This is a genomic window from Rhodococcus gannanensis, from assembly GCF_042681175.1.
Classification (GTDB): domain Bacteria; phylum Actinomycetota; class Actinomycetes; order Mycobacteriales; family Mycobacteriaceae; genus Rhodococcus_G; species Rhodococcus_G gannanensis.
Genome location: NZ_JBHUFB010000020.1, coordinates 337,345 through 359,663, shown reverse-complemented (window position 1 = coordinate 359,663; position 22,319 = coordinate 337,345). Strand labels below are relative to the sequence as shown.

General features: G+C 70.2%; 24 protein-coding genes. 12 read left to right on the top strand and 12 right to left on the bottom strand.

The features are described from left to right. Nucleotides 1–2: 2 nt before the first annotated feature. Nucleotides 3–1,889, bottom strand: coding sequence for an ABC transporter ATP-binding protein (locus ACFSJG_RS22505; protein ID WP_378487451.1), 1,887 nt, complete (start codon nucleotides 1,887–1,889; stop codon nucleotides 3–5). A gap of 104 nt (nucleotides 1,890–1,993) precedes the next feature. Beyond that, entirely contained in the window at nucleotides 1,994–2,560 is a 567-nt protein-coding gene (locus tag ACFSJG_RS22500) for a cupin domain-containing protein (protein ID WP_378487450.1), read from the bottom strand. 83 nt (nucleotides 2,561–2,643) lie between these two features. Here ACFSJG_RS22500 and ACFSJG_RS22495 point away from each other — a divergent pair, with 83 nt between their 5' ends. Next, nucleotides 2,644–3,117: a DUF8021 domain-containing protein gene (locus tag ACFSJG_RS22495; RefSeq protein ID WP_378487449.1), complete on the top strand. Its 474-nt coding sequence runs from the start codon at nucleotides 2,644–2,646 to the stop codon at nucleotides 3,115–3,117. A gap of 65 nt (nucleotides 3,118–3,182) precedes the next feature. Here ACFSJG_RS22495 and ACFSJG_RS22490 read toward each other — a convergent pair whose 3' ends face one another. Beyond that, a complete protein-coding gene (locus tag ACFSJG_RS22490; RefSeq protein ID WP_378487448.1) occupies nucleotides 3,183–3,485 on the bottom strand; it encodes a hypothetical protein in 303 nt (100 codons plus the stop codon). Nucleotides 3,486–3,580: 95 nt separating this feature from the next. On the opposite strand from ACFSJG_RS22490, the gene ACFSJG_RS22485 reads away from it, so the two are divergent. Both ACFSJG_RS22485 and ACFSJG_RS22480 read left to right on the top strand, forming a co-directional pair. Beyond that, nucleotides 3,581–3,796 carry a helix-turn-helix domain-containing protein gene (locus ACFSJG_RS22485; RefSeq protein WP_378487447.1) on the top strand — a complete coding sequence of 72 codons (216 nt, stop codon included), beginning with the start codon at nucleotides 3,581–3,583 and terminating at the stop codon, nucleotides 3,794–3,796. A 1-nt stretch (nucleotide 3,797) separates the two neighbouring features. Beyond that, complete coding sequence (locus tag ACFSJG_RS22480; RefSeq protein ID WP_378487446.1) at nucleotides 3,798–4,370, top strand: Clp protease N-terminal domain-containing protein; 573 nt, start codon at nucleotides 3,798–3,800, stop codon at nucleotides 4,368–4,370. A gap of 4 nt (nucleotides 4,371–4,374) precedes the next feature. Here the strand turns inward: ACFSJG_RS22480 and ACFSJG_RS22475 are convergent, their stop codons facing one another. Continuing rightward, nucleotides 4,375–4,896 (bottom strand): GNAT family N-acetyltransferase, encoded by a 522-nt coding sequence (locus tag ACFSJG_RS22475; protein WP_378487445.1) that lies wholly within the window; start codon nucleotides 4,894–4,896, stop codon nucleotides 4,375–4,377. Between the two features lie 34 nt (nucleotides 4,897–4,930). On the opposite strand from ACFSJG_RS22475, the gene ACFSJG_RS22470 reads away from it, so the two are divergent. Together ACFSJG_RS22470 and ACFSJG_RS22465 are read left to right on the top strand one after the other, a co-directional pair. Continuing rightward, nucleotides 4,931–5,308 (top strand): phage holin family protein, encoded by a 378-nt coding sequence (locus ACFSJG_RS22470; protein ID WP_378487444.1) that lies wholly within the window; start codon nucleotides 4,931–4,933, stop codon nucleotides 5,306–5,308. 61 nt (nucleotides 5,309–5,369) lie between these two features. Beyond that, nucleotides 5,370–5,807 (top strand): hypothetical protein, encoded by a 438-nt coding sequence (locus ACFSJG_RS22465; protein WP_378487443.1) that lies wholly within the window; start codon nucleotides 5,370–5,372, stop codon nucleotides 5,805–5,807. Between the two features lies 1 nt (nucleotide 5,808). Here the strand turns inward: ACFSJG_RS22465 and ACFSJG_RS22460 are convergent, their stop codons facing one another. Continuing rightward, the gene (locus ACFSJG_RS22460; protein WP_378487442.1) at nucleotides 5,809–6,678 is read right to left on the bottom strand and encodes a 1,4-dihydroxy-2-naphthoate polyprenyltransferase; all 870 of its coding nucleotides are present in this window, start codon (nucleotides 6,676–6,678) and stop codon (nucleotides 5,809–5,811) included. Between the two features lie 85 nt (nucleotides 6,679–6,763). On the opposite strand from ACFSJG_RS22460, the gene ACFSJG_RS22455 reads away from it, so the two are divergent. After that, a complete protein-coding gene (locus ACFSJG_RS22455) occupies nucleotides 6,764–10,057 on the top strand; it encodes an AfsR/SARP family transcriptional regulator (RefSeq protein WP_378487441.1) in 3,294 nt (1,097 codons plus the stop codon). Nucleotides 10,058–10,084: 27 nt separating this feature from the next. Here ACFSJG_RS22455 and ACFSJG_RS22450 read toward each other — a convergent pair whose 3' ends face one another. Further along, nucleotides 10,085–10,909, bottom strand: a complete 825-nt coding sequence (locus ACFSJG_RS22450; protein ID WP_378487440.1) for an ABC transporter permease — start codon at nucleotides 10,907–10,909, stop codon at nucleotides 10,085–10,087. Beyond that, nucleotides 10,906–11,886, bottom strand: coding sequence for an ATP-binding cassette domain-containing protein (locus ACFSJG_RS22445; protein ID WP_378487439.1), 981 nt, complete (start codon nucleotides 11,884–11,886; stop codon nucleotides 10,906–10,908). The genes ACFSJG_RS22450 and ACFSJG_RS22445 overlap by 4 nt, the downstream gene beginning before the upstream one ends. Before the next feature lie 275 nt (nucleotides 11,887–12,161). Here ACFSJG_RS22445 and ACFSJG_RS22440 point away from each other — a divergent pair, with 275 nt between their 5' ends. Beyond that, the gene (locus ACFSJG_RS22440) at nucleotides 12,162–12,779 is read left to right on the top strand and encodes a TetR/AcrR family transcriptional regulator (RefSeq protein ID WP_378487438.1); all 618 of its coding nucleotides are present in this window, start codon (nucleotides 12,162–12,164) and stop codon (nucleotides 12,777–12,779) included. 10 nt (nucleotides 12,780–12,789) lie between these two features. Here ACFSJG_RS22440 and menE read toward each other — a convergent pair whose 3' ends face one another. From menE to ACFSJG_RS22415, 5 genes are all read right to left on the bottom strand, one after another. Next, the gene (gene menE, locus ACFSJG_RS22435) at nucleotides 12,790–13,947 is read right to left on the bottom strand and encodes an o-succinylbenzoate--CoA ligase (protein ID WP_378487437.1); all 1,158 of its coding nucleotides are present in this window, start codon (nucleotides 13,945–13,947) and stop codon (nucleotides 12,790–12,792) included. Nucleotides 13,948–13,978: 31 nt separating this feature from the next. Next, the gene (locus tag ACFSJG_RS22430; RefSeq protein ID WP_378487436.1) at nucleotides 13,979–14,287 is read right to left on the bottom strand and encodes a DUF3349 domain-containing protein; all 309 of its coding nucleotides are present in this window, start codon (nucleotides 14,285–14,287) and stop codon (nucleotides 13,979–13,981) included. Then, on the bottom strand, nucleotides 14,284–14,655 hold the full coding sequence (locus tag ACFSJG_RS22425) for a DUF3349 domain-containing protein (protein ID WP_378487435.1): 372 nt from the start codon (nucleotides 14,653–14,655) through the stop codon (nucleotides 14,284–14,286). Before ACFSJG_RS22425 ends, ACFSJG_RS22430 begins: the two co-directional genes overlap by 4 nt. Nucleotides 14,656–14,689: 34 nt before the next feature. Further along, on the bottom strand, nucleotides 14,690–14,977 hold the full coding sequence (locus ACFSJG_RS22420; protein ID WP_378487434.1) for a hypothetical protein: 288 nt from the start codon (nucleotides 14,975–14,977) through the stop codon (nucleotides 14,690–14,692). 76 nt (nucleotides 14,978–15,053) lie between these two features. Continuing rightward, complete coding sequence (locus ACFSJG_RS22415; RefSeq protein ID WP_378487433.1) at nucleotides 15,054–16,340, bottom strand: inorganic phosphate transporter; 1,287 nt, start codon at nucleotides 16,338–16,340, stop codon at nucleotides 15,054–15,056. 322 nt (nucleotides 16,341–16,662) lie between these two features. Between ACFSJG_RS22415 and ACFSJG_RS22410 the strand changes: the two genes are divergently transcribed. The 5 genes from ACFSJG_RS22410 (at nucleotide 16,663) to ACFSJG_RS22390 (ending at nucleotide 22,287) form a co-directional block, all read left to right on the top strand. Continuing rightward, nucleotides 16,663–18,078: an ABC transporter substrate-binding protein gene (locus ACFSJG_RS22410; protein ID WP_378487432.1), complete on the top strand. Its 1,416-nt coding sequence runs from the start codon at nucleotides 16,663–16,665 to the stop codon at nucleotides 18,076–18,078. A gap of 70 nt (nucleotides 18,079–18,148) precedes the next feature. After that, nucleotides 18,149–20,446: a branched-chain amino acid ABC transporter permease gene (locus ACFSJG_RS22405; RefSeq protein ID WP_378487431.1), complete on the top strand. Its 2,298-nt coding sequence runs from the start codon at nucleotides 18,149–18,151 to the stop codon at nucleotides 20,444–20,446. Continuing rightward, the gene (locus ACFSJG_RS22400; protein WP_378487430.1) at nucleotides 20,439–21,185 is read left to right on the top strand and encodes an ABC transporter ATP-binding protein; all 747 of its coding nucleotides are present in this window, start codon (nucleotides 20,439–20,441) and stop codon (nucleotides 21,183–21,185) included. The genes ACFSJG_RS22405 and ACFSJG_RS22400 overlap by 8 nt, the downstream gene beginning before the upstream one ends. Continuing rightward, nucleotides 21,182–21,925: an ABC transporter ATP-binding protein gene (locus tag ACFSJG_RS22395; RefSeq protein ID WP_378487429.1), complete on the top strand. Its 744-nt coding sequence runs from the start codon at nucleotides 21,182–21,184 to the stop codon at nucleotides 21,923–21,925. Before ACFSJG_RS22400 ends, ACFSJG_RS22395 begins: the two co-directional genes overlap by 4 nt. Continuing rightward, the gene (locus tag ACFSJG_RS22390) at nucleotides 21,922–22,287 is read left to right on the top strand and encodes a hypothetical protein (protein WP_378487428.1); all 366 of its coding nucleotides are present in this window, start codon (nucleotides 21,922–21,924) and stop codon (nucleotides 22,285–22,287) included. Before ACFSJG_RS22395 ends, ACFSJG_RS22390 begins: the two co-directional genes overlap by 4 nt. Nucleotides 22,288–22,319 lie beyond the last annotated feature (32 nt).

Here is a 22,319-nt window from a genome sequence, read left to right as displayed (position 1 = left end):
CGTCACCGTGCGGCGGCGGACTGCTCGTCGGTGTCCGCGAACTGGGTCCGGTAGAGCTCGCCGTACCGTCCGCCCGCGGCGAGCAGTTCGGTGTGGGTGCCCCGCTCCACGACCCCGCCGTCTTCGACGACCAGGATCTGGTCGGCGGCCCGGATGGTCGACAGCCGGTGCGCGATCACCACCGACGTCCGGCCGGCCAACGCCTCGCCGAGGGCCTCCTGCACCGCCGCCTCCGACGTCGAATCCAGGTGCGCGGTGGCCTCGTCCAGGATCACCACCCGTGGATGGGCGAGCAGCAGTCGCGCGATGGTCAGACGCTGGCGCTCACCGCCGGACAGCCGATATCCGCGCTCGCCGACCACGGTGTCCAGCCCGTCCGGAAGCGACCGGATCAGGGTGTCGAGGCGTGCTCGTCGAAGTACCTCCCAGAGTTCCGCCTCCGTCGCGGCGGGCCCGGCCAGCAGCAGGTTCGCCCGGATCGACTCGTGGAAGAGGTGCCCGTCCTGGGTCACCATGCCGACGGCGCCGCGGATCGCGTCGGCCGACAGGTCACGGACGTCGACCCCGCCGAACCGGACCGCTCCCGATCCGGTGTCGTAGAGGCGCGGCAGCAGCTGCGCGATCGTCGACTTCCCCGCTCCGGACGATCCGACCAGCGCGATCATCTGACCGGGCTCGGCACGGAACGAGACGTCATGGAGCACCTCCACACCGCCGCGACTGTCCAGGGTCGCCACCTCCTCCAGCGACGCCAGCGACACCTGGTCGGCCGCCGGGTAGGCGAACCGCACGTGGTCGAACTCGACGGACAGCGGTCCCTCCGGCAGCGGCTTCGGGTCGGCGGGTTCGGCGATCAACGGCTTCAGGTCGAGCACCTCGAAGACCCGCTCGAAACTGACGAGTGCACTCATCACCTCGACGCGCGCCGAGGCGAGCGCGGTGAGCGGCGCGTAGAGGCGGGTCAGCAGCAGTGCCAGCGCCACGACGGAACCCGGTTCGAGCGTGCCCTGGAGCGCGTACCAGCCGCCGAGCCCGTAGACCAGGGCCAACGCCAGCGCCGACACCAGCGTCAGCGAGGTGACGAACGCGGACTGCGTCATCGCGGTCCGGACGCCGATGTCCCGGACGCGGTGCGCGCGGACCTCGAACTCCGCCGACTCCTCGCGGGGCCGGCCGAACAGCTTGACCAGGGTGGCGCCGGGCGCGGAGAACCGCTCGGTCATCTGAGTGCTCATCGTGGCGTTGTGGTTCGCCGCCTCCCGCTGCAGCACTGCCATCCGTGCGCCGATCCGGCGGGCGGGCAGCACGAACACCGGAAGCAACAGCAGCGACAGGACGGTGATCTGCCATGAGATGCCGAGCATGACGACCAGCGTCAACACGAGAGTGACGAGGTTCGCCACCACACCGGACAGGGTGTCGCTGAACGCCCGTTGCGCGCCGATCACGTCGTTGTTCAGGCGGCTGACGAGGGCGCCGGTGCGGGTGCGGGTGAAGAACGCGATCGGCATCTTCTGCACGTGATCGAAGACCGTGGTGCGCAGGTCGAGGATCAGGCCCTCGCCGATGTTCGACGAGAGGTACCGGTTGTACAGCCCGAGGGACGCCTCGACCACCGCGATGACGGCGATGGCCACCGCCAGCCACACCACGACGGATGCGTCGGTGCCCGAGACGATCGCGTCGACGACCCGTCCCGCCAGCACCGGAGTCGCGACTGCCAGCGCTGCGCTGGCGACGCTGACCACCAGGAACAGCGCGATCGCGCGGCGATGCGGCCGCGCGAACGTCAGGATGCGCCGCACCGTCGCCATCGAGAACGGCCTGCGGTCGTCCTGGGCGTTCATCATGCGGTACATCGAGTTCCAGGCGACCGACTCCATACTCATCGTCGCGCCCCGCTCGTCGTCATGGTCGTCTCCGCTCGTCCGTACGTGTGCTCGGTGCAACGTACGGCCCGGCTCCGACAATCCCGAGCGGCGGGGCGGACGGGTCACTCGCAGTGCGCGGGGCCGTCCTCGGCGAACGGCTCGTCGTCCGGGAGGACATAGGTGACGAGCATGATCAGCGGAGTGGTGCCAAGGTTGAGCCCGACGTGGTCGCCGCCGGGTTGCTCGGTGACCCACGAGCCGGCGGGGGAGTCGGCCCGGGTGCAGTCGGGGAACACTCGGGTGAGGGTTCCGGAGACGATCAGGCCCTGGACGTGGCCGTTGTGGTGGTGCCACCCGGTGCTGCCGCCGGGCGCGATCTCGATGCGCCGGAGCGTGCCCTCGACCTCGTCCGGGAGTGGTGGATGGCCGGCCGGTGGGGGCGGCACCAGCTCGGGTGCCAGCTCGAGTTCGGCGAGGGTCTCGGCGGTGACGCCCTCGGCAGGCGTGGCATGTGCGGGGGTCGAGAACCCGAGCAACAGGGCGGCGACGGCGGTTCCGGCGGCGGTGAGGCGGAGAAACTGGATGGGCATGACGTCCGGTCCGATCGAGTTCGGCAACGGTGCGGTGGCGGGTCCCTCGGGGTGCCGTCCGTGCGGGCGGAGCCCCGGAACGCGATCCTTCGCGTCCATCGTCCCGCACCCGGTGGACGGGTGCGGGACGATTCGACGATTCCCCCTCCCCTCTGGAACGTGTTCTCGCTAGGGTTCGGGACATGCGCATCCGTACCTTCGCCCTGGCCGCACTCGCCGCGACCGCGGTCACCACAGCCCTCGTCATGACCGCCGGCCCCGCAGCTGCCGGTCCCGCGGTGTCGGCAGACCCGAGTCGCGTCGACACCGAACAGGAGGCCATCGCCCGCGCCTACATCGACGCGCTGGTCACGCACGACGCGTCGGCGGTGTCGTTCGCGCCGGACGCCACCCGCGTCGAGGCCGGCCTGAAGACCGGGTTCAACGGTGCCCAGCTGCGGTGGGATCTCGACCACGGGCCGCAGTACCGGGTAATCCAGGGCATCCGCGAGCTCGAGTTGTCCGAGCAGGGCAACGAGGTCGCGGCGCGGTTCCTGCTCGACGCCGGATTCGGCAGCACGACGCTGCTGACCGTGCGGATCGACGAGACGTTCACGATCGAGAACGGTGCGATCAAGACGATCGTCGCGCACATCACGCCGCAGTTCGGGTCCTGACGCCCGCGTTCTCGTGACACCGGCAGCGGTGCCGCCCACCCGGGCGGCACCGCTGCCGTCGTTCGTCAGCCCTTGCTGATGACCTGGGAGGCGAGGGCGGTGCCCGCGGCGACAGCGCCGACGGACGGCCACGCGCCGATCTTCTTCGCCAGCGGGTGCGAGCCGCCGAATGCGCCGAGGTAGGTGCCGACGAGCACGGCGGTGCGGGCCGAACCCGAGGTGCGCGCCCAGTTGGTTGCGCAGACCGCGCCGACGCCTGCGAGGACCACGCCGCCGAGCGGTCGCACACCGGTCACCCGGGCCGCGGCGTATCCGCCGACGAGTCCGCCTGCGGCGAGCGCGGATACGGCCGTCTTCGACAGTGCCATGTGTTTCTCCTCGTGAGTTCCTCGTTCGGTTCCGACCACCGTAGCCGTGTCAACTTTCCTTGACATCGACGCGCTGTCAATTTAGATTGACAGGCATGACGGAGGCGACGAATCTCGCGGCAGCGGCAGGCAGCCCCGACCCGAAGGTCGGACTGCGAGCCGTGCTCGCGCTACGCCGACTGCTGGAACGACTCGAGGCGGTGCAGGTACAGAGCGCTCGGGACCAGGGCTGGTCCTGGCAGGCGATCGCCGACGCACTCGAGGTCAGCAGGCAGGCCGTGCACCAGAAGCACAATCGGAGAAGGAGCTGAGATGTTCGAACGATTCACCGACGAGGCGCGCACCGCGGTCCTCGCAGCGCAGTCCGAGGCGCGGGACCGCAGTGCCACGCGCATCGAGCCGGTGCACGTCCTGCTCGGCGTCCTCGTCGCGGGAGCGGACACCCCGCTCGGCCGCGCCTGCGCGGAACGTGGGCTCACCGTCGACGCCGTCCGCGCCGACCTCGCCGACGAACCGCTCGGGGAACAGGACGCGGAAGCGTTGCGGTCCATCGGAATCGACCTGGACGCGGTCCGCGAGTCCGTCGAGGCCAACTTCGGAGCGGACGCGTTCGACGGTGCCGCGTTCGACAGTGCGACGGACGACAGGCGTGGCTGGTTCTCCCGGCGCACCGGCCACCTCCCGTTCACCGCGAGCGCGAAGAAGACGCTGGAGCTCGCGTTGCGTGAGGCGATTGCTCGCAAGGACAAGTCGATCCGGGCCGACCACCTCGTACTCGGGCTGCTGCGCGGCGGCGATCCGACCGTGGCCGCCGTGATCGAGCGGCACGTGTCGCCCACCGAGCTGCGCGGCGTCGTCGTCGGCATCCTCGACCAGGCCGCCTGAGCGCTCAGCCCGCGGTGGCCGGCCGAAGGCGACGACGCATCGCGATCCGTGGCCAGACGTCGAGGCCGTGTGCTGCCTCCCGGACGCGGACCGCGCGCAGTTCCGGTCCGATGTCCCGGTCGGCCATCGGCTCGAACCCGAGGCGCCCGTAGTACGGCGCGTTCCACGGCACCTCCGCGAACGTGGTCAGCGTCAGCACGTCGTAACCGAGGGCCCGTGCCCACTCCTCGATCGCGTCGATCAGAGCGGCCCCCAGCCGGCGGCCTGCCCAACGCGGATCCACCGACACCTGCTCGACGTGACCGCAGCCGTCGATGACGTCCGCGATCGCGTACCCGACCGGCGTCGGGCCGGACGCGGTCGCGACCCACAGCCGCCCCGCGTGCAGGGCGTGTTCGAGTTCGGCGCGGGTGGGTGGGTCGTCGTCGGCGACGGCGGTCATCCCCAGGGTCCGGAACGGCTCGCCCGCGGCGACCTCGATCCCGGGCAGGTACGTCAGGTCCACAGCGTTGGCAGGGCGAATCACCTCTTATGTCTAGCGCTGTGCCAGCATGGGCGCCATGGGATTTGTGTTGCGTCTGGTGATCAACGCGATCGCCATCTGGCTGGCGTCCGAATGGGTGACGGGGATCGACATCGCCACCCGCGAGGACGGGAACCAGTGGCTCGTGATCGGGTTCGTCGCCCTCGTGTTCACCGTGGTGAACGCCTTCGTCAAACCGATCGTGCAACTGCTGTCGCTGCCGTTGCTCATCCTCACCCTCGGCCTGTTCACGGTGGTCATCAACGCCCTGATGCTGATGCTCACCGCGTGGATCACCGAGTCCACCAGCCTCGGGATCTCGGTCGACGGATTCTGGACCGCGGTCTGGGGTGCGCTGATCATCTCGGTGGTCAACTTCGTCCTCACCGCGCTGGTACCCAGCGCCAAGGACTGAGCGCGCTCGAAACGAGTGGTGGCCGACCTCCGATACAACATCGACGGGATCGGAGGTCGTGGTGACGAGAATCGGACGTGTGTCACTGGTGGCGGTGGCGGGGCTCGCCCTGACGGTGGCGGGCGTCGCGCCCGCGGCGGCACAGGGGAGTACCGGCACCTCGGACCTCAGGATCGAGGTCGGGTACGGGTGCCGGACCACGGGCACCGGCCCGGCGGACTGGCGGACGACCGCGCACGTCTTCACCACCGTCGCCAACGTCGGCGGAGCGCCCGTCCGGGACGTCGTCGCCCGCGTCGCGGTGCTGCCGTCGTTCACGGCGGACAACACCGTTCCGGTCCTGGAACCGGGCGCGTCGGTGACGTTCGACGACGACACGTTCGCCAATGCGCTCGTGCTCAACCCGGTGGGCGCGGTGACGTACGGGAGCGCCCCGGACGCGAACCCGCTCGACAACGTCTACGCCGGACTGGCGCCCTTCGTGTGTTCCGCGCTGTAGGTCAGCCGATCCAGAGTGCGAGACCGGAGGCAGCGCCCCAGACGAGCATGGCCGCGCCCGTCGCGGCGAGGGCGGGGATCAGGGCCATGCCCTGCGCACCCGACCGGACCGGGGCGTTCGCCTTGGCGGCGAGTGGCAGCGCGAGCAGGCCGAGCAGCGCCCACGGGGTGCGGGCGACGAGCACCAGCGTCATCACGAACGGCACCGCCACCAGGACCAGGTGCAGGATCCGGGTGCGGGAGTCGCCGAGCCGGACGGCCAAGGTGACCTTGCCGGACTCCGTGTCGGTGGGGATGTCGCGGAGGTTGTTCGCGACCAGGACCGCCGACGAGAACGACCCGATCGCGATCGCGGACACCAGGCCCGCCCAGTCGACGCGGTCGGCCTGGACGAACTGCGTGCCGAGGACGGCGACGAGCCCGAAGAAGACGAACACCGCGATCTCGCCGAGGCCGGCATAGCCGTAGGGCTTCTTCCCTCCGGTGTAGTACCAGGCGCCGAGGATGCATCCGGCGCCGACGAGGATCAGCCACCATGCCGATGCGATCGCCAGCGCCAGACCGGCGACGGCCGCGACCCCGAAGCACGCGAACGCGGCCCGCTTGACCGCCGCAGGCGAGGCGAGACGCGACCCGACGAGCCGTACCGGACCGACGCGCTCGTCGTCGGTGCCGCGGATGCCGTCGGAGTAGTCGTTGGCGTAGTTCACCCCGACGATGAGTGCGACCGCGACGACGAGGGCGAGCAGTGCCTTCCACCAGACCGCCCCGTCGATCGACGCGGCCGCACCGGTGCCGACGAGGACGGGGGCGATCGCGTTCGGCAGCGTGCGCGGACGCGCGCCTTCGATCCACTCGGAAACTGAAGCCATGCTCCGATCCTTGCACCAGGGGCCGGCGCAGCCCGCGACCGGCGGTCGAACCGGCGGCCGTGCCGCGGGACTAGCATGAGCGCCGGTGCAACCCGATTCGATCGACCTCGCTCAGGACGCGCCCGCGGGAGTCGTGGTGGGACTGCTCGGTCCCGTGGTGACGCGGCGCGGCGGCGACCTCGCCGTCGTCGCGGGCTCGCGTGCCCGCAGCCTGCTCGTCGCCCTCGCCCGCCGCCCCGGTAGCTTCCGCAGTGCTGCCGCGCTGATCGAGGACGTGTGGGGCGACGATCCGCCCCGTTCGCCTGCGAACGCACTGCACACCCAGATCTCGCGCCTGCGCGGCGTCCTCCCCGACGGCGCTGTCGAGAGCGGTCCCGCCGGCTACCGGCTGACCCTGACCCGCGCGCAGGTGGACCTGACGCTGGTGCGGGCGCTCGAACAGCAGGCGCAACAGTCGCACGCGGACGGCGACCACCGGAGCGCCGTCGACACCGCCCGACGGGCGCGGTCGCTCTGGCGCGGTGATCCGGGCGGCGACCTGCCTGCGGGCGAGCTCGCCGAGGGCCTCGAAGCCGAGGCCGCCGCACGCGCCGACGCCCTCGACGCGGTGGAGCTGGCGGCGCTGGTGGCGGGCGGTCAAGCGCGGCAGGCGCTTCCGCTGGCCCGGTCCGTGGCGGCGCGGCGCCCGCTCGACGAGCAGGCGCACGGGCAGCTCATGCTGGCGCTGGCCGAGGCGGGGCTCACCGGTGAGGCCCTTGCTGTGTTCGCGGACCTGCGGGCGCGTCTCGCGCAGGAACTGGGTGCGGACCCGTCGCCGCAACTGGTCGCGGTGAACACCGCCCTGCTGACGGGTACCGCGGCGGTTCCCCAGCCGGTGGTGATCGAATCGGACGCGCCGAGCCTGCCGGGTCCTGTGGGCTCCGCGATCGGGTTACGAGCCGCTCCGAACCCCCTGATCGGGCGGGACGGCGACCTCTCGGCGGTCGAGCACCTGCTGGCCTCCGGCCGGGTGGTCACCGTGCTCGGTCCCGGCGGAACCGGGAAGACCCGGCTGGCACACGAACTGGGCCGCCGCGCCTCCGGGACACGCGCGGTCACCCTGGTCGAGCTCGCCGCATTGCGCAGCGGCGCGGACGTGGTCGCCGCGATCAGTGCGACGCTCGGTGTCGGTGAGGTGGAGCTCGCGCCGGGCACCGACCTCACCCGGGTGCGGGTCCACGACGCCCGCAGCCGGCTGCGGGACGCGCTGGGCTCACGGCCATCGTTGCTGATCCTCGACAACTGCGAGCACCTGATCGACGACGTCGCCGAGGTGGTCGCCGATCTGGTGGCGGCGACCGACCAGCTGACGGTGCTCGCCACCAGTCGCGCCCCGATGGCGATCACCGCCGAGGCGGTGTACCCGCTCCCGCCGCTCGCGGTCGACGAGAAGAGCTCTCCCGCAACGGAACTGTTCCGCGTGAGGGCGCGCTCGGTGCGGCCGTCCGTGCAGTTGGACGACGCCGAGGTGGCGCGACTGTGCCGCACCCTGGACGGTCTGCCGCTCGCGATCGAACTGGCCGCCGCGCGGGTCCGGACGATGACCGTGGAGGACATCAACACGCGGCTCGCCGACAGGTTCGCGCTGCTGCGCGCCGGAGACCGGACGTCGCCGCAGCGGCATCGGACGCTGCACGCCGTCATCGACTGGAGTTGGAACCTCCTCGACCTCCCGCAGCGGGCTGCGCTGTGCCGACTGTGCCGGTTCCCCGGCGGATTCACGCTCGACGCCGCGATCGCCGTGGGGGAGTGGGGCGACGTGGACGACGTCGTCGCCGCGATCGAGGGGCTGGTGAACCAGTCGCTGCTCACCGTCGTGGAGAACGGCAGCGACCTCCGCTACCACATGCTGGAGACGGTCCGCGAGTTCGGCGAGGAGCAGCTCGCGCTCGCAGACGCCGCGGAGCGCGACGAGGTCGCCGCCCGGATGCGCACCTGGGCAGCGGAATTCGCACTCGGAGCGCTGCGCGGATTCCTCGACGGCGATCAGCTCGCCGTCACGCACCGGGTGGAGGCAGAGCACGACAACCTCGTCGCGGCACTGCGACAGGCGCTCGCCGCGCGGGAAGTCCCGACCGCGTTGTCGGTGTTCCCGGTGCTGGCGGCGTCGTGGTCGTTGCGCGGTGCGCACTCCGAGGTCTCGGTGTGGTCGACGCGGCTGCGGACGCTGGACCTGCGCGCGTCGTCGGCGGATGCGCCGGGCAACGCGCTGGCCGTGTCGTACCTGCTGATCGGCGCGCACTCCGCATTCTCCGGCGACGTCCGCACCCTCGCCGGCGCGCGGGTGCGGCTGCGAGACATCGTCCGCACCCGTGACGATCTCGACCCGGTCGTGGCGCTGGGCGCCTCGCTGGTCGCGAGTCGCGTCGGCGGGTACGGGCTGGCGCGGATGCTCTCGAGAGCGGTGCATGACGGTGACGGCCCGGTCCGGACGATCGCGCTGCTGTCCCGGGCGAACCTGCGCGAGAACATGGGCGACCTACGCGGATCCGCCGTCGACGCGCGGGCGGCGCTGCGGCTGGCGAGGGAGGCGGGGGAAACGTGGACGACGGCCAGTGTCTGCCAGCACCTCGGCAGCCTCGAGGCGCAGACGGCCCGGTACGAGGCAGCGCTCGAGCACTACCGCGAGGCCGCCGAGATGATGCGTGGGCTGCACGCGTTCGACGAGTCGGTGACCCTGTACAGCTACACCGCGGGCTGCCTCGTCGGACTCGGACGGCTCGACGAGGCGCGTCGCGAACTCGATCGGGCCGCACCGCTGTTGGCGATGGTCGAGGAGGTGCCGATCGGGCCGGCGCGCGGCGGGCAGGCGTCGGTCGCAGTGAGTCGCGCGGAACTGGACCTCGCCTCCGGCGACGTCGACGCGGGCCTGCGCGGCTACCGGCACGCCCTGGAACTGGCGGGGATGTCGGGGGAGCCGGGTGCCGCCGATCCGTTCGCGTCGATGGTGCTGGCGGCGGTCGTCGACGCGCATGTGCTGGCTGGGCGGCCCGGCGAGATCACCGCCACCGTCGACAGGTTCCTGACCCGTGTCCTCGGCGACCTCGGACCGGGTGGCCACGCCGACCTGCCGCAGACCGGTGCCGTGGCCTGCGCGATCGGCAGCCACGACGTCGCACTCGGCGACGAGTCGGGGCTTCGTCTGCTGGCGCTGGCCACGAGAGTCGCACCGCGGCAGGATTTCCCGTCGATGCAGCTCTCGCTGCACCTGGACCGGGCCAGGGCCGAGCTCGGGTCGGAACGGGTGGACGCGGCACTCGCGGAGGCTGCGCGAGTGCCGCGGACCACGGCCCGGGAAGAGATATTGGAGGCGCTGCGCGCCCGTGCGCACTTCCGGTAGCCCCAACTACCAAAAGTGCGCACAGGGCTAGGCCTTCCGCATGTAGGTGCGGACGGTGAGCGGGGCGAAGATCGCGACGACGGCCGCGGCCCCGACGAGCGACCACACCAGGGGCATGCCGACGTGCCCGTCGTTGACCAGGTCGCGGACGGCGGTCACCAGGTGCGAGACCGGGTTGACGTTCACGAACGCCTGCATCCAGCCCGGCATGGTGTCCGCGGGCACGAACGCGTTGGACATGAAAGTCAGCGGAAACAGCACCAGCATCGAGGTGCCCTGCACACTGGACGCCTTGCTCATCAGGACACCCATGAGCGCGAAGATCCAGCTGATCGCGAACGCGCACAGGATCACCAGGACGGCCGCGCCGAGTACTCCGACGATGCCGCCGCCGGGGCGGAAGCCCATCGCGTAGCCAACGGCGAAGGTGATGGTGGTGGCGATGGCGTAGCGCACGACGTCGGACAGCAGCGCACCTGCGAGAGGCGAGATCCGTGCGATGGGTAGGGATTTGAACCTGTCGAAGACGCCCTTGTCCATGTCCTCCCGCAGCTGCGTGCCGGTGACGATGGACGCCGTGATCACCGTCTGGACAAGGATGCCGGGGATGATGATCGGCAGGTAGGACGCGACGTCGCCGGAGATGGCGCCGCCGAAGATGTAGGTGAACATCACGGTGAAGATCACCGGCTGGATCACCACGTCGAACAGCAGCTCGGGGTTGTGCTTGACCTTCATCAGGCCGCGGTAGGCCATGGTGAGCGACTGGGTCACGGTGTCGCGGAGCCCGATGGTCCGGGCGGCCGGAACCGGGGTGGCGGTGCGGGGTGCGGTGGCGACTGCGGTGGTCACGCGGCGCTCCTCTCGGTGTCGGTGGTGTCGTCGGCGCCGTGGCCGGTGATGGTGAGGAAGACCTCGTCCAGGCTGGGCTTGCTGACGGTGATCTCGTCGACGGCGATGCCGTTGTCACGCAATCGGATCAGCAGCTCCGGTGTCACGGACGTGTCCTGGAGCGGTGCGGTGAGCCGAGCGGCCTCGGGACTGACGACTACCTCCACGCCGAGCGCCTCGGCGAGCAGGGCGCGGGTGGTGTCGAGGTCGGCGCGGTCGACGAGTGCGATCTGCAGCGACGACGTCCCCACCGACGCCTTCAGTTCGTCCGCGGTGCCGTCGGCGACGACGCGGCCGCGGTCGATGACGGCGATCCGGTCGGCGAGCTGGTCGGCCTCGTCGAGGTACTGGGTGGTGAGCAGGACCGTCGAGCCGTCGGCGACGAGACGACGAATGGTGTCCCACATCTGCGCGCGGGTGCGCGGGTCGAGACCGGTGGTCGGTTCGTCGAGGAAGAGCAGCGGGGGCCGGGCGATGAGCGATGCCGCGAGGTCGAGGCGCCGCCGCATACCGCCGGAGAAGTTCTTCAGCGCGCGGTCCGCCGCCTCGGTGAGCGCGAACTCCTCCAGCAGTTCGGCCGTCTTGCGGCGGGCGGCCGCCCGGTTCAGCCCGAGCAGGCGGGAGAAGATCATCAGGTTCTCGGTGGCGGTGAGATCCTCGTCGACGGACGCGTACTGGCCGGTCACGCCGACCAGGGAGCGCACTGCGGTGGGCTCGGCGACGACGTCGTGGCCGAAGATGCGGGCGTGGCCGGCGTCCGGGCGGAGGAGGGTGGCGAGCATCCGGATGGTGGTGGTCTTGCCCGCGCCGTTGGGGCCGAGGACTCCGTAGACGGATCCGGTGGGGACGACGAGGTCGACCCCGTCGACGGCGGTGAACTCTCCGAATCGTTTGACGAGGCCGTCCGCCTCGATGGCGGGAGGGTACGAGTCGGTCATGGGTACTCCCTTCGAGTGGGTGTGTTGTCACCACCCTGCGGGGACCCGCTTGCATGCCGCTTGCGTCCGCCTGGCGCGCGACTGTCGTCGCAGTGCGCCGGGAGTGGCGACCGTCCGCGACCCCCGGCGTTCGCACGTTCCGCCGTCCCGCACGGGGCGGGTGAGAGCTCGCCGGCATCTGTGAACGAGCATTCATGAACACCTGTTCACAATGGGTGTGGACGAAGGGGTGGCTCGTGTGAGGGGTCCGTCTCCTATCCCTACGATCAACCCCGATGTCTCCGAGAACCGCGGCCGCCCTGCGCGGCGACGACACCAGCCTGCGCGACCACCTGATCGAGGCCGCTCGCCGGCTCGTCGCCGAACGTGGCACCGCCGGCCTGACCGTCCGCGACATCGCCCGCGAGGCCCGAGTCGCCGACGGCGTGCTCTACAACCACTTCGCGGGCAAGGAGGAACTGCTCGCGCTCGGCCTCGACGCGCACGTGCGCGCTGCCGACTCGGGTCGCCCGGCGCCGGAGCCCGGCTCGGGGTCGGTCGAGGCGAATCTGCGTGTGCTGGTGCGTCGGGGGTTCGCACTGCACGCCGCGACCGTGCCCGCCTTCGCCGGCCTGCTCTCGCAGCCGAAGGTGTTGTCCGCGTACGCATCCTTGCCGAAGGCATCGGTTCCGCTGCGGGAGGTCCTCGCGGACTACCTGCGCAGCGAGCAGGAACTGGGCCGGCTCGCCGCATTCGCCGACGTACCCGCCGCCGTCACCCTGATCAGCGGCGCCTGGCACGACAGGGTCCTTCGAGGGCTGCTGTCCGGCGACGTCCCGGGCGCCACCGAACCCGACGACAGGCTCGTCGACTCCCTGGTCGCCACCGTGCTCCGCGGTATCGCGCGGCACTGAGCCGCTCCGGTCAGCGACCGGGTGTGAACCGGGCAGACAGGGCGCGGCGGTCCACCTTGCCGGGACCACGCACCGGCAGCGAGTCGAGAAGGTGGATCTCCCGCGGGGCGGCCGTGGAATCCAGTGCGCCCGAGAGGTGCTCGCGCAGGTCGTCGAGGCCGGGCCGCGTGCCCGCGACCGGAACCACCGCCGCGACCACCCGCTGACCGAGGCGGGGGTCCTCGACGCCGAACACCGCCACCTGTGCGACGTCGGGGTGGGTGACGAGTACGGCCTCGACGACCTGCGGCACGACGGTCAGCCCGCCGGTGCTGATCGCCTCGTCCAGCCGGCCCAGGATGCGCAGTACCCCGTCCTCGACGACGCCGGCGTCGTCGGTCCGGAACCACCCCGGCTCGGCGAACGCGGGATGCTCGGGGCGGCCCCGGTATCCGGACGCGAGCACCGGACCGCCGAGCAGCACCCGCGAGTCCGCGTCGATCCGCAATCGCACCCCGTCCAGGGGTACACCGTCGTACACACAGCCACCGCAGGTCTCGCTCATCCCGTAGGTGCGGACGACGGTGATCCCGGCATCCACCGCCCGGGCCAGCACCGGTGCGGGAGTCGCGGCACCGCCGAGCAGCACCGCGTCGAGGTCGGCCAGCGCCGCCACCGCCGGCGGATGGTCGAGGGCCTTGATCAGCTGGGTGGGAACCAGCGAGGTGTAGCGGCGGGGACCCGACATCTCGGCGACCGCGGCAGACAGCGCTGCGGGGTCGAAGCCGCCTGCGACGTCGACGATCACGGGGGTCGTGCCTGCCGCCAGACCGCGCAGCAAGACCTGCAGGCCGGCGATGTGGTGTGCGGGCAGCGCCAGCAGCCACGCACCCGGCCCGCCGAGGCGTTCGTGGGTGGCGGCGGCGCTCGCGCGCAGCGCCGAGGCGGTCAGCTCGGCGCCCTTGGGGACGCCGGTGCTCCCGGATGTCGCGACCACCAGCGCGATCTCGTCGTCGATCGGCTGGCCCGGAGACAGTGCCGTACACAGGCGAGCGGTCTCGCGTTCGTCTCCGGCGGGCACCGGGAGCAGCGCGGAACCCTCACCGGACAGCATCTGTGCCAGATCCGGCAGGATCGCGGACACCCCGGCGCCGGCCGGGACGGGAAGGGTGCGCAGGACCGAACTCATGCCGTCGATGCTTCCAGAGTGGCGTCCACGCTCAGTCGCGCGGCGTGTCCGACGGGTCGACGAGGGGCCATCCGCCGGCGACGAGGCGGGCGCGCACCCGCGCGATGTCCGTCTCGTGCGGCATCTCGTCGGTGACCTTCGTGATCAGCACGCCGATGTCGACCCGGCCGATCGGGGACTGTGCGGACGTCAGCGCGTCGGTCACGGCGCGCACCTCGTCGTCGGAGAGCCGGCGGCGCAACAGCGCGATCAGCGGGATGTAGTCCTGTTCGGGCACGCCGTTGGGGTAGCCGGCCCGCAGCCATCCGAGGATCGACGACAGCAGTGGAGACACGCTCACAGCGGGTCCTGTTCGTCGGGGTCGACCTCGTCGGTGAGGGACCAACCGGCCGACGTGAGCACGGCCTCGACGCGAGCGATGTCCTCGGCGGACGGTTCGGTGTGCGCAACCTGCGTGATCGCCTCGCCGATCTCGTCCCGCTCGATGGACGGGTCCTCGCCGCGCCCGGTCTCCTCGGTGAGTGCCTCCTCGGCGAGGGCCACCGCGACCGCCTTGATCTGGTCCGAGGTGAGTCGCCGTGCGAGCACGGCGACCAGAGGGATGTGGTCCTTCGGCGGGATGCCGTCGGGGTAGCCGTCCCGCAGCCAGCGGACGAGAGCCACGGGGAAGTGCGGCTTGTCGTCGCCCGACGGGTGTTCGGTGTTCACGAGTGGTCCTCCTCTCCGATGGTCCAGGGCGTCGTCAGAACAGGTTGATGCCGAAGGTGTGGTCGAGGAAGTCCGCCATGATGAACAGGATGCCCGTGACGATCGCGATCACCACGATCGCGAAGCACGCCCAGCCGGCGAACACCGCGAGGCGGTTCCGGGTACCCGCCACGGCGACGTCGGATCCGGCGGTCGCACCCGACTCGACGGAGCCGATCAGGCGCAGGCCGAACGCGAACAGGGCGGGCAGCCCGGCGCCGAGCAGCAGGCCGACGGCGATCACCTGCCACAGCGATTCGGCGGTTTTGGTCAACAGGTCCATGGTCTTCGCTTCCTGGGCGTCCCGTACGGGACGGTGGATGTCCGATTGGCGCGAGCGCGCGGGCGTCCGGACCGGGTCAGCGTGGCACGTTCGGCACGGTGGTGCCGGACTCGTCCGAGGCGTGGCCGGGTGGGGCGGGGATGTCGTCGATGTCGATCAGCGAGGCGTCGAGCGCGGCGAGGTCGGTGAACACCGACTCGTCGAAGTGCTCGGCCTCGGCTGCGCCCGGCTCGAGACGGCCGGACCACTCGGCGTTGACGTTGCTGTGGTCGATCGGCTGCCGACGCGAACGCAGGTACATCAGGGTGGACAGCGACAGCAGCAGCGCGAACACCACCAGAACCCCGGCGAGACCGCCGATGAGGTGTGCCAGACCCCAGCACAACGCTCCGGCCAGCGCCGCCGACGGCAACGTGATCAGCCACGCGACGGCCATCCGGCCCGCCACCGACCAGCGCACCTCGGCGCCGCGCCTGCCGACGCCGCTGCCCATGATCGAGCCGGTCGCGACGTGGGTGGTCGAGAGCGGAAGTCCGAGGTGGCTGGACGTCAGAATGATCGCCGCGGACGACGATTCGGCCGCCATGCCCTGCGGTGCGGCGATCTCGACCAGCCCCTTGCCGAGGGTGCGGATGACGCGCCAGCCGCCGAGGTAGGTGCCGAGCGCGATGGCGACGGCGCAGCTGAACTTCACCCAGAACGGCATCGCCGCGTCCTCGGTGATGGTGCCGTGCGCGACCAGCGCCAGGAAGATCACGCCCATCGTCTTCTGGGCGTCGTTGGTGCCGTGCGCAAGTGAGACGAGCGACGCGGATCCGACCTGTCCGAGCCGGAAGCCCTTTTCCTTGGTGCCCTCGTCGACCCTCGAGGTGATGCGGTAGATCAGCCAGGTCCCGCAGGCGGCGACGAGCGCTGCGACCACGGGGGCCAGCAGCGCGGGGATGATCACCTTGCTCAGCACACCGGCCCACTCGACGCCGTTGACGCCGATGCCCGCGAGGGCGGCGCCGATCAGTCCGCCGAACAGCGCGTGCGAGGAGCTGGACGGGATGCCGAACAGCCACGTGAGCAGATTCCACAGGATGCCGCCGACGAGTCCGGCGAACACGATCAGGAGCAGATCGTCGCCGCTGACGGAGTTGAGATTGACGACGCCCTTGGCGACCGTCGCGGCGACCTCCACTGACAGGAAGGCGCCGACCAGGTTGAGGATCGCGGACAGCGCCACTGCGACCTTTGGTCGAAGTGCGCCGGTGGCAATGGATGTGGCCATCGCGTTCCCGGTGTCGTGGAAGCCGTTGGTGAAGTCGAACCCTAGGGCTGTGACGACAACGACGAGAAGAACGATGAGTTCCGCGTTCACAAGCCTTCATCCTCCGTTAACAGCACATAAAAGTCGAGTTCACCGGTCAGAGGCTCGGGGGTGTCGCGAGAGGCCCGGCCACGCCCGTGTCCTGCGCCTTCCGGCGTGGTCCCAGGTGAGTTCCGCCCGACGCGGGTGCGGCGGGCGTGCGGAGGCTCACAGCCCGGCGGCTGTGGCCCGACTCACAGTGCGGTCTCACTCACCGGGAACCACCCGAATCGCCCGTTACCCGATGGCTAGCGTCCCCGCATCGAGTGACGCAGCCCACTTTTCTGTGCACTCGGATTTCTCGCCCCCTCCCGAGGAAACGGAGACCCCGCTCGTGAAAACACGCAAGACCGCGAAACTCGTCGCGGCGCTAGCCCTGTCCACCGCACTGGTGTCGGCCTGTGCCACCGAACGGGGCGGTGACGACGGGGTCCCCGCAGCCGGCTCCGGTTCCGCAGGCACCTCGACGTCCTCGGACACCGCCTTCGGCACCCTCGACTCGCCGTGCGGTGAGGGCGATGCCAAGGGCAGCACCGACCAGGGCGTCAGCGACACCGAGATCAAGATCGGATACGGCGACGACCGCGGGTACGCGCAGAGCCCCGGTCTGAACAAGGAGATGTCCGACGCCGTCGCCGCGATGATCGACTGGTGCAACGAGCAGGGCGGCATCAACGGCCGCACGATCGTGGGCACCGACTACGACGCCGCGATGACCAACGCGAACACGGTCATGCAGGAGGCGTGCCGCTCCGAGTTCATGATGGTCGGCCACGGCTTCGCGATGGACCAGACCGCCGAGCAGACCCGCGTCGCCTGCAACATGGCCGCCGTGCCCGGCTTCACCGTCTCTCCGGATGCAGCCAACGGTCCGATGACCTACCAGGGCGTCCCGTTCCCGGTCGACTACGCCAACGGCGCCGCCTGGTTCCAGATGGCCGAGATGCACCCCGACATGCTGAACGACTTCGACCTGGTCGGCTCGACCATGCCGACGATCATCACGTCGCTCGCCAAGACCCGGTCGATCGCGGAGGCCGCCGGCTTCACGCTCAAGGACTGCGGCGTCACGATCAACTACCAGGGCGAGCCCAGCTACGTCCCGTTCGCGGAGAAGTACAAGCAGTGCGGCGTCAAGGGTCTGTGGACCTCGCGTTCGCCGGTGCCCAACGAGTTCAACTTCTTCAAGGCCATCGACCAGGTCGGCATCGACCCGATCATCTTCGGTGAGGCCACCTGGTACGGCGCGTCGGCCCAGTCGTTCAACGCCCAGTCCGGCCTGCTGGACAACCTGAACGCCAACATGATCTTCCAGATGCTCGAGAACGCCGACAAGGTGCCTGCGGTCGCGAAGTACAAGGAGCTCGTCGAGGGCGAGGGCGGCAAGACCGCGCTGCTCGGCATGCAGTCCACCTCGTCCTTCCTGCTGTGGGCCACCGCGGCCAAGGAGTGCGGCTCCGACCTGACGCGTCAGTGCATGATCGACGAACTGTCGAAGATCCACGAGTGGGACGGCGGCGGACTGCACGCCGTGACCGACCCCGGCAAGAACATGCCTGCGCAGTGCGGCCTGATGGTCGACCTCAAGGGCGCGGACTACAGCCAGGTCTTCCCCTCCGAGGCCGCCGAGTTCAAGTGCGACGCGAAGTACCTGATCAAGACCGATCCCTCCACCTGGGGCACCGACCTGGGCCCGGATCGCGTCTCCACCAAGTACCTCGGACCGAACGTGATCAAGCCGCAGGTCTGACGACTCGCGGACCGCGACGGGGGCGGGCGGTTCTCCACCCGCCCCCGTCCTTCGACCAGGGGTTCATCACATGGACACATTCGTGACCTTCACGATCCTGGGCCTCGTGCTCGGATCGGTGTACGCGATCGCCGCCTCCGGGCTGGTGCTCACGTACAACACCTCGGGAATCTTCAACTTCGCCCACGGCGCCCAGGCGATGCTCGGCGCCTTCGTCTACTGGCAGCTCAGCGTCGGGTGGGGTCTGCCGACGCCGATCGCCCTCGTCGTGGTGCTCGGAATCTTCGGTCCCCTCATGGGCCTCGGCCTCTACTTCCTGATCATGCGCGGCCTGCGGGACACCGCTGAGGTGACCAAGATCGTGGTCACCGTGTCGATCATGCTCGGGATGCTTTTCCTGTCCCAGTGGTTCTGGCACGCCGAGGAGCCACGCACCCTGCCGATGTTCTTCGGTGACGACAGCAAGTTCACCGTCCTCGGCGCCACCGTGCACGTGCACGAATTGCTCTGCCTGATCGCCGCGGCCGCGATCGCCGTCGGCCTGCGTCTGCTCTTCACCCGCACCCGAATGGGCACGACGATGCGCGGCGTCGTCGACGACCCGGACCTCCTGCGGCTCAGCGGGCACAACCCGGAGCGCATCGCCGGTTTCTCGTGGGCGCTCAGCTCGATGCTGGCCGTCCTCGCCGGCATCCTCGTCACCCCGATCAGCGGTGGCACCCTCGAGGCGAACCTGCTGACGCTGCTGGTGATCGACGCCTTCGCGGCGGCGATGTTCGGCCGGCTCCGCAGCATCCCCCGCACTTTCGTCGGTGCACTCGTCCTCGGACTGGCGGGCACCTACCTGCTCGGCTACGCGCCCACCTCGTGGACGTGGTCGTCGAACCTGCGGGTGTCGCTGCCGATGATCGCACTGTTCGTGGTGCTGATCGTGCTGCCGCAGGACCGGCTCCGTGGCGCCGCCGTCCGGACCCGCGAGCGGTACCACGTGCCGTCGGTCCGCAAGGCCGTCGGCTGGGCGGTCGCGCTCGTCGTGATCGTGTTCCTGATCCGGCAGTTGATGGTGGAGTCCGCGGTCACGACCCTCACCATCGGTGTCTGCTTCGCGATCGTCGCGCTCTCGCTCACACTGCTCACCGGTTACGCGGGCGAGATGAACCTCGCGCCGCTGTCCTTCGGTGCGATCGCCACGATCATCGTGTTCCACTTCGGCATCACGGGATCGGGCCTGGCGCAACGACTCACACTCGTCGGCGTTGTCCTCGGCGTGATCGTGGCGGCACTCGTCGGTGGGCTGGTGGCGCTGCCCGCGCTGCGCCTGCGGGGGCTGTACCTCGCCCTCGCGACGATGGCGTTCGGCGTGTTCCTGTCGAACATGGTGCTCCGGGACACCACCGAGCACGAACTGTTCGGGGTGAAGTTCTCCATCTTCACCGGCGGCACCCTCGTCATCCCGCCGCTGCAGGTCGGCCCCCTCGACCTCGCGGACCCGACGGCGTTCCTGATGACGGCCACCGTCCTGTTCGCGATCCTCGGTGTCGGCGTGATCGCGCTGCGCAACAGCGGTTACGGCCGCAGGCTCACCGCGATGAAGGACAGCCCGGCGGCGTCGGCGATGCTCGGCCAGAACCTCGTTCGGCTCAAGCTCAGCGTGTTCGTGCTGTCCGCGGGCATCGCGGGTCTGGGCGGCGTGCTGATGTCCTCCGCGCTGGGATCGGTGTCGGGCGAGTCCTTCACGATCGTCATCAGCCTCTCGCTGTTGATGCTCACCGTCGTCGCCGGCATCGGCTACGTCAGTGGTGCGTTCTTCGGTGGCGTGATGGCCGGCGTCGGCTTCTCGATCATCATGGTGTCATTCAACAACCTCGCCAAGACGCAACCGGACCTCGAGGGCCTGTTCCTGTTGCTCGGCAACCTCGCCGCGGTGAGCCCCGCGCTCATCGGTATCGGTGTGGGACACAACCCGTCCGGCACCGTGCACCAGGTCGTGGAGGGCTACCGCAAGCTCCGCGACGCCCGGCCGGTGCTCGTCGGCGGCGCCGCCGTCGTCGCGGTGGCGTACGTCCTGGCGCTGACCGGCATCCTCGACAACTGGTGGTTCGCGACCATCACCATCGTGACGGTGTTCGCGCTGCCCGTGGTCGGCGAGATGCTCATGCCGACGGCCGTGCTCGGCGAGGAGGAGGCGGCTCGCCGTCGTCCGGTCGACCCCGAGCGGGTCGGCGTCGACGAGCCGTACAGCGCCGAGACCATCGCCCGGGTGGACCGCGAGCTGGGACTGCCCCCGCTCCCGGTACGCACCAGCGACGAGGCCACGGCGCAGGCACCCGAGTCGACGCCCGAGAAGGAGCTGACCGCACATGTCTGATGCGACCCCACTGCTCGAAACCCGCGGTGTCACCGTCCGATTCGGTGGGAACGTGGCGGTGAACGACGTGAGCGTCGCGTTCGGCGCGGGCACAGTCACCGGGCTCATCGGACCGAACGGTGCCGGCAAGACCACGCTGTTCAACACGATCACCGGCCTGCAGAAGCCGACGTCCGGGCGGATCCTGATCGACGGCGTCGACGTCACCCGCAAGGCCCCCTACAAGCGGGCCCGGCTCGGGCTGGCCCGGACCTTCCAGCGCCTGGAACTGTTCCTGTCGCTGTCGGTGCGGGACAACCTGCGGGTGGCGGGGGACATCCACGGCACCGGCGGTGGCGGCCGCCGGCGGGACCTGGAGGCGGAGACGGACCGGCTGCTCGAACTCACCGGGCTGACGGACGTCGCGCACCAGGACGTGTCCGACATCCCGACCGGCCGCGCGCGGGTCGTCGAGGTGGCACGGGCCCTGATGACCGGGCCCCGGGTGCTGCTGCTCGACGAACCTGCGTCCGGCCAGACCGAACAGGAGACCGAGGCGTTCGCCGAACTCCTGCTCCGGCTCGCCGGCGAGGGGCTGGGCATCTGCCTCGTCGAACACGACCTCCCGCTCGTGATGCGGGTGTGCTCACACATCCACGTCCTCGACTACGGATCGCTGATCGCCTCCGGCACGCCTGCGGAGATCCGCGACAACCCGGCGGTCGTGGCTGCCTACATCGGAACGGAGGAGGTCGCATGAGCGCGCCCGTCGACGAGATGTCGAACAGCACTGCCGCCCACCAGGACCCGATCCTGGAACTGTCGGGAGTGCGTGCCGGGTACGGACCGATCGAGGTGCTGCACGGTGTCGACCTGACCGTGCAGCCCGGCGCCGTCGTCGCGTTGCTCGGACCGAACGGCGGCGGCAAGACCTCCACCTTGAAGATCTGCTCCGGCATCCTGCCGGTCACCGGCGGCGAGTTCCGGCTCGCAGGCCGGTGCGTGAACGGGGTGGACGCGGCGACCCTCGCCAAGCTCGGGGTGTGCACCATCCCGGAGGGGCGAGGCGTGTTCGCGAACCTCACCGTCCGCGAGAACCTGTGGGTGGCGACCGGGACCGGGACGTCGCTGAAGGATCTCGAAGAGGTTGCCTACGAGCGGTTCCCGATCCTCGGGAAGCGTCGCAGTCAGCTCGCCGGGTCGATGTCCGGCGGTGAGCAGCAGATGCTGGCGCTCTCCCGGGCGCTCGGCACCGCCCCCACGGTGCTGCTGCTCGACGAACTGTCGATGGGGCTCGCGCCCCGCGTGGTCACCGAGATGTACGACATCGTCGGAGGTCTCGCCGCGGAGGGGTTGTCGATCCTCGTCGCGGAACAGTTCGCCCGTGCAGTGCTGCCGATCGCGACGTCGGCGGCACTCATGCTGCAGGGCCGGGTGGTCAAGACCGGCAACCCTGCCGACATCGACAGTGAACTCTCTACCAGCTATCTAGGAGGATGACGATGACCGCACTCGCGGAGGACCGTCGGGACCAGTTCAAGAAGGACGTTGCCGACCTGAAGCTGAAGGCGGACGGCGCCACCGGCGGCGACTCGAAGGCCCGTATCGCGGGCCTCGCCCTGATGATCGTCGGCGCCGTCGCCGCGTTCGTCCTGTACTTCGCGTCGCTGACGCTGGACGACCTGCGCAACATCGCCTCGTACCAGATTCTGGCGACCGCGATGCTCGCTCTCACCGTCATCGGTGCGGCGCTGTACCTGGCCGGCTCGATCGCCCGGGTGCTGCGACTGTGGCTGCTGCGCCAGTCGTACGAGGCGCAGGAGCAGTCGGAGCTGATCGCGAGCGCCCTGCGCTCTCGTTGATCTCGGCGGCTGTGCGCTCGCTCGGAGTCGTG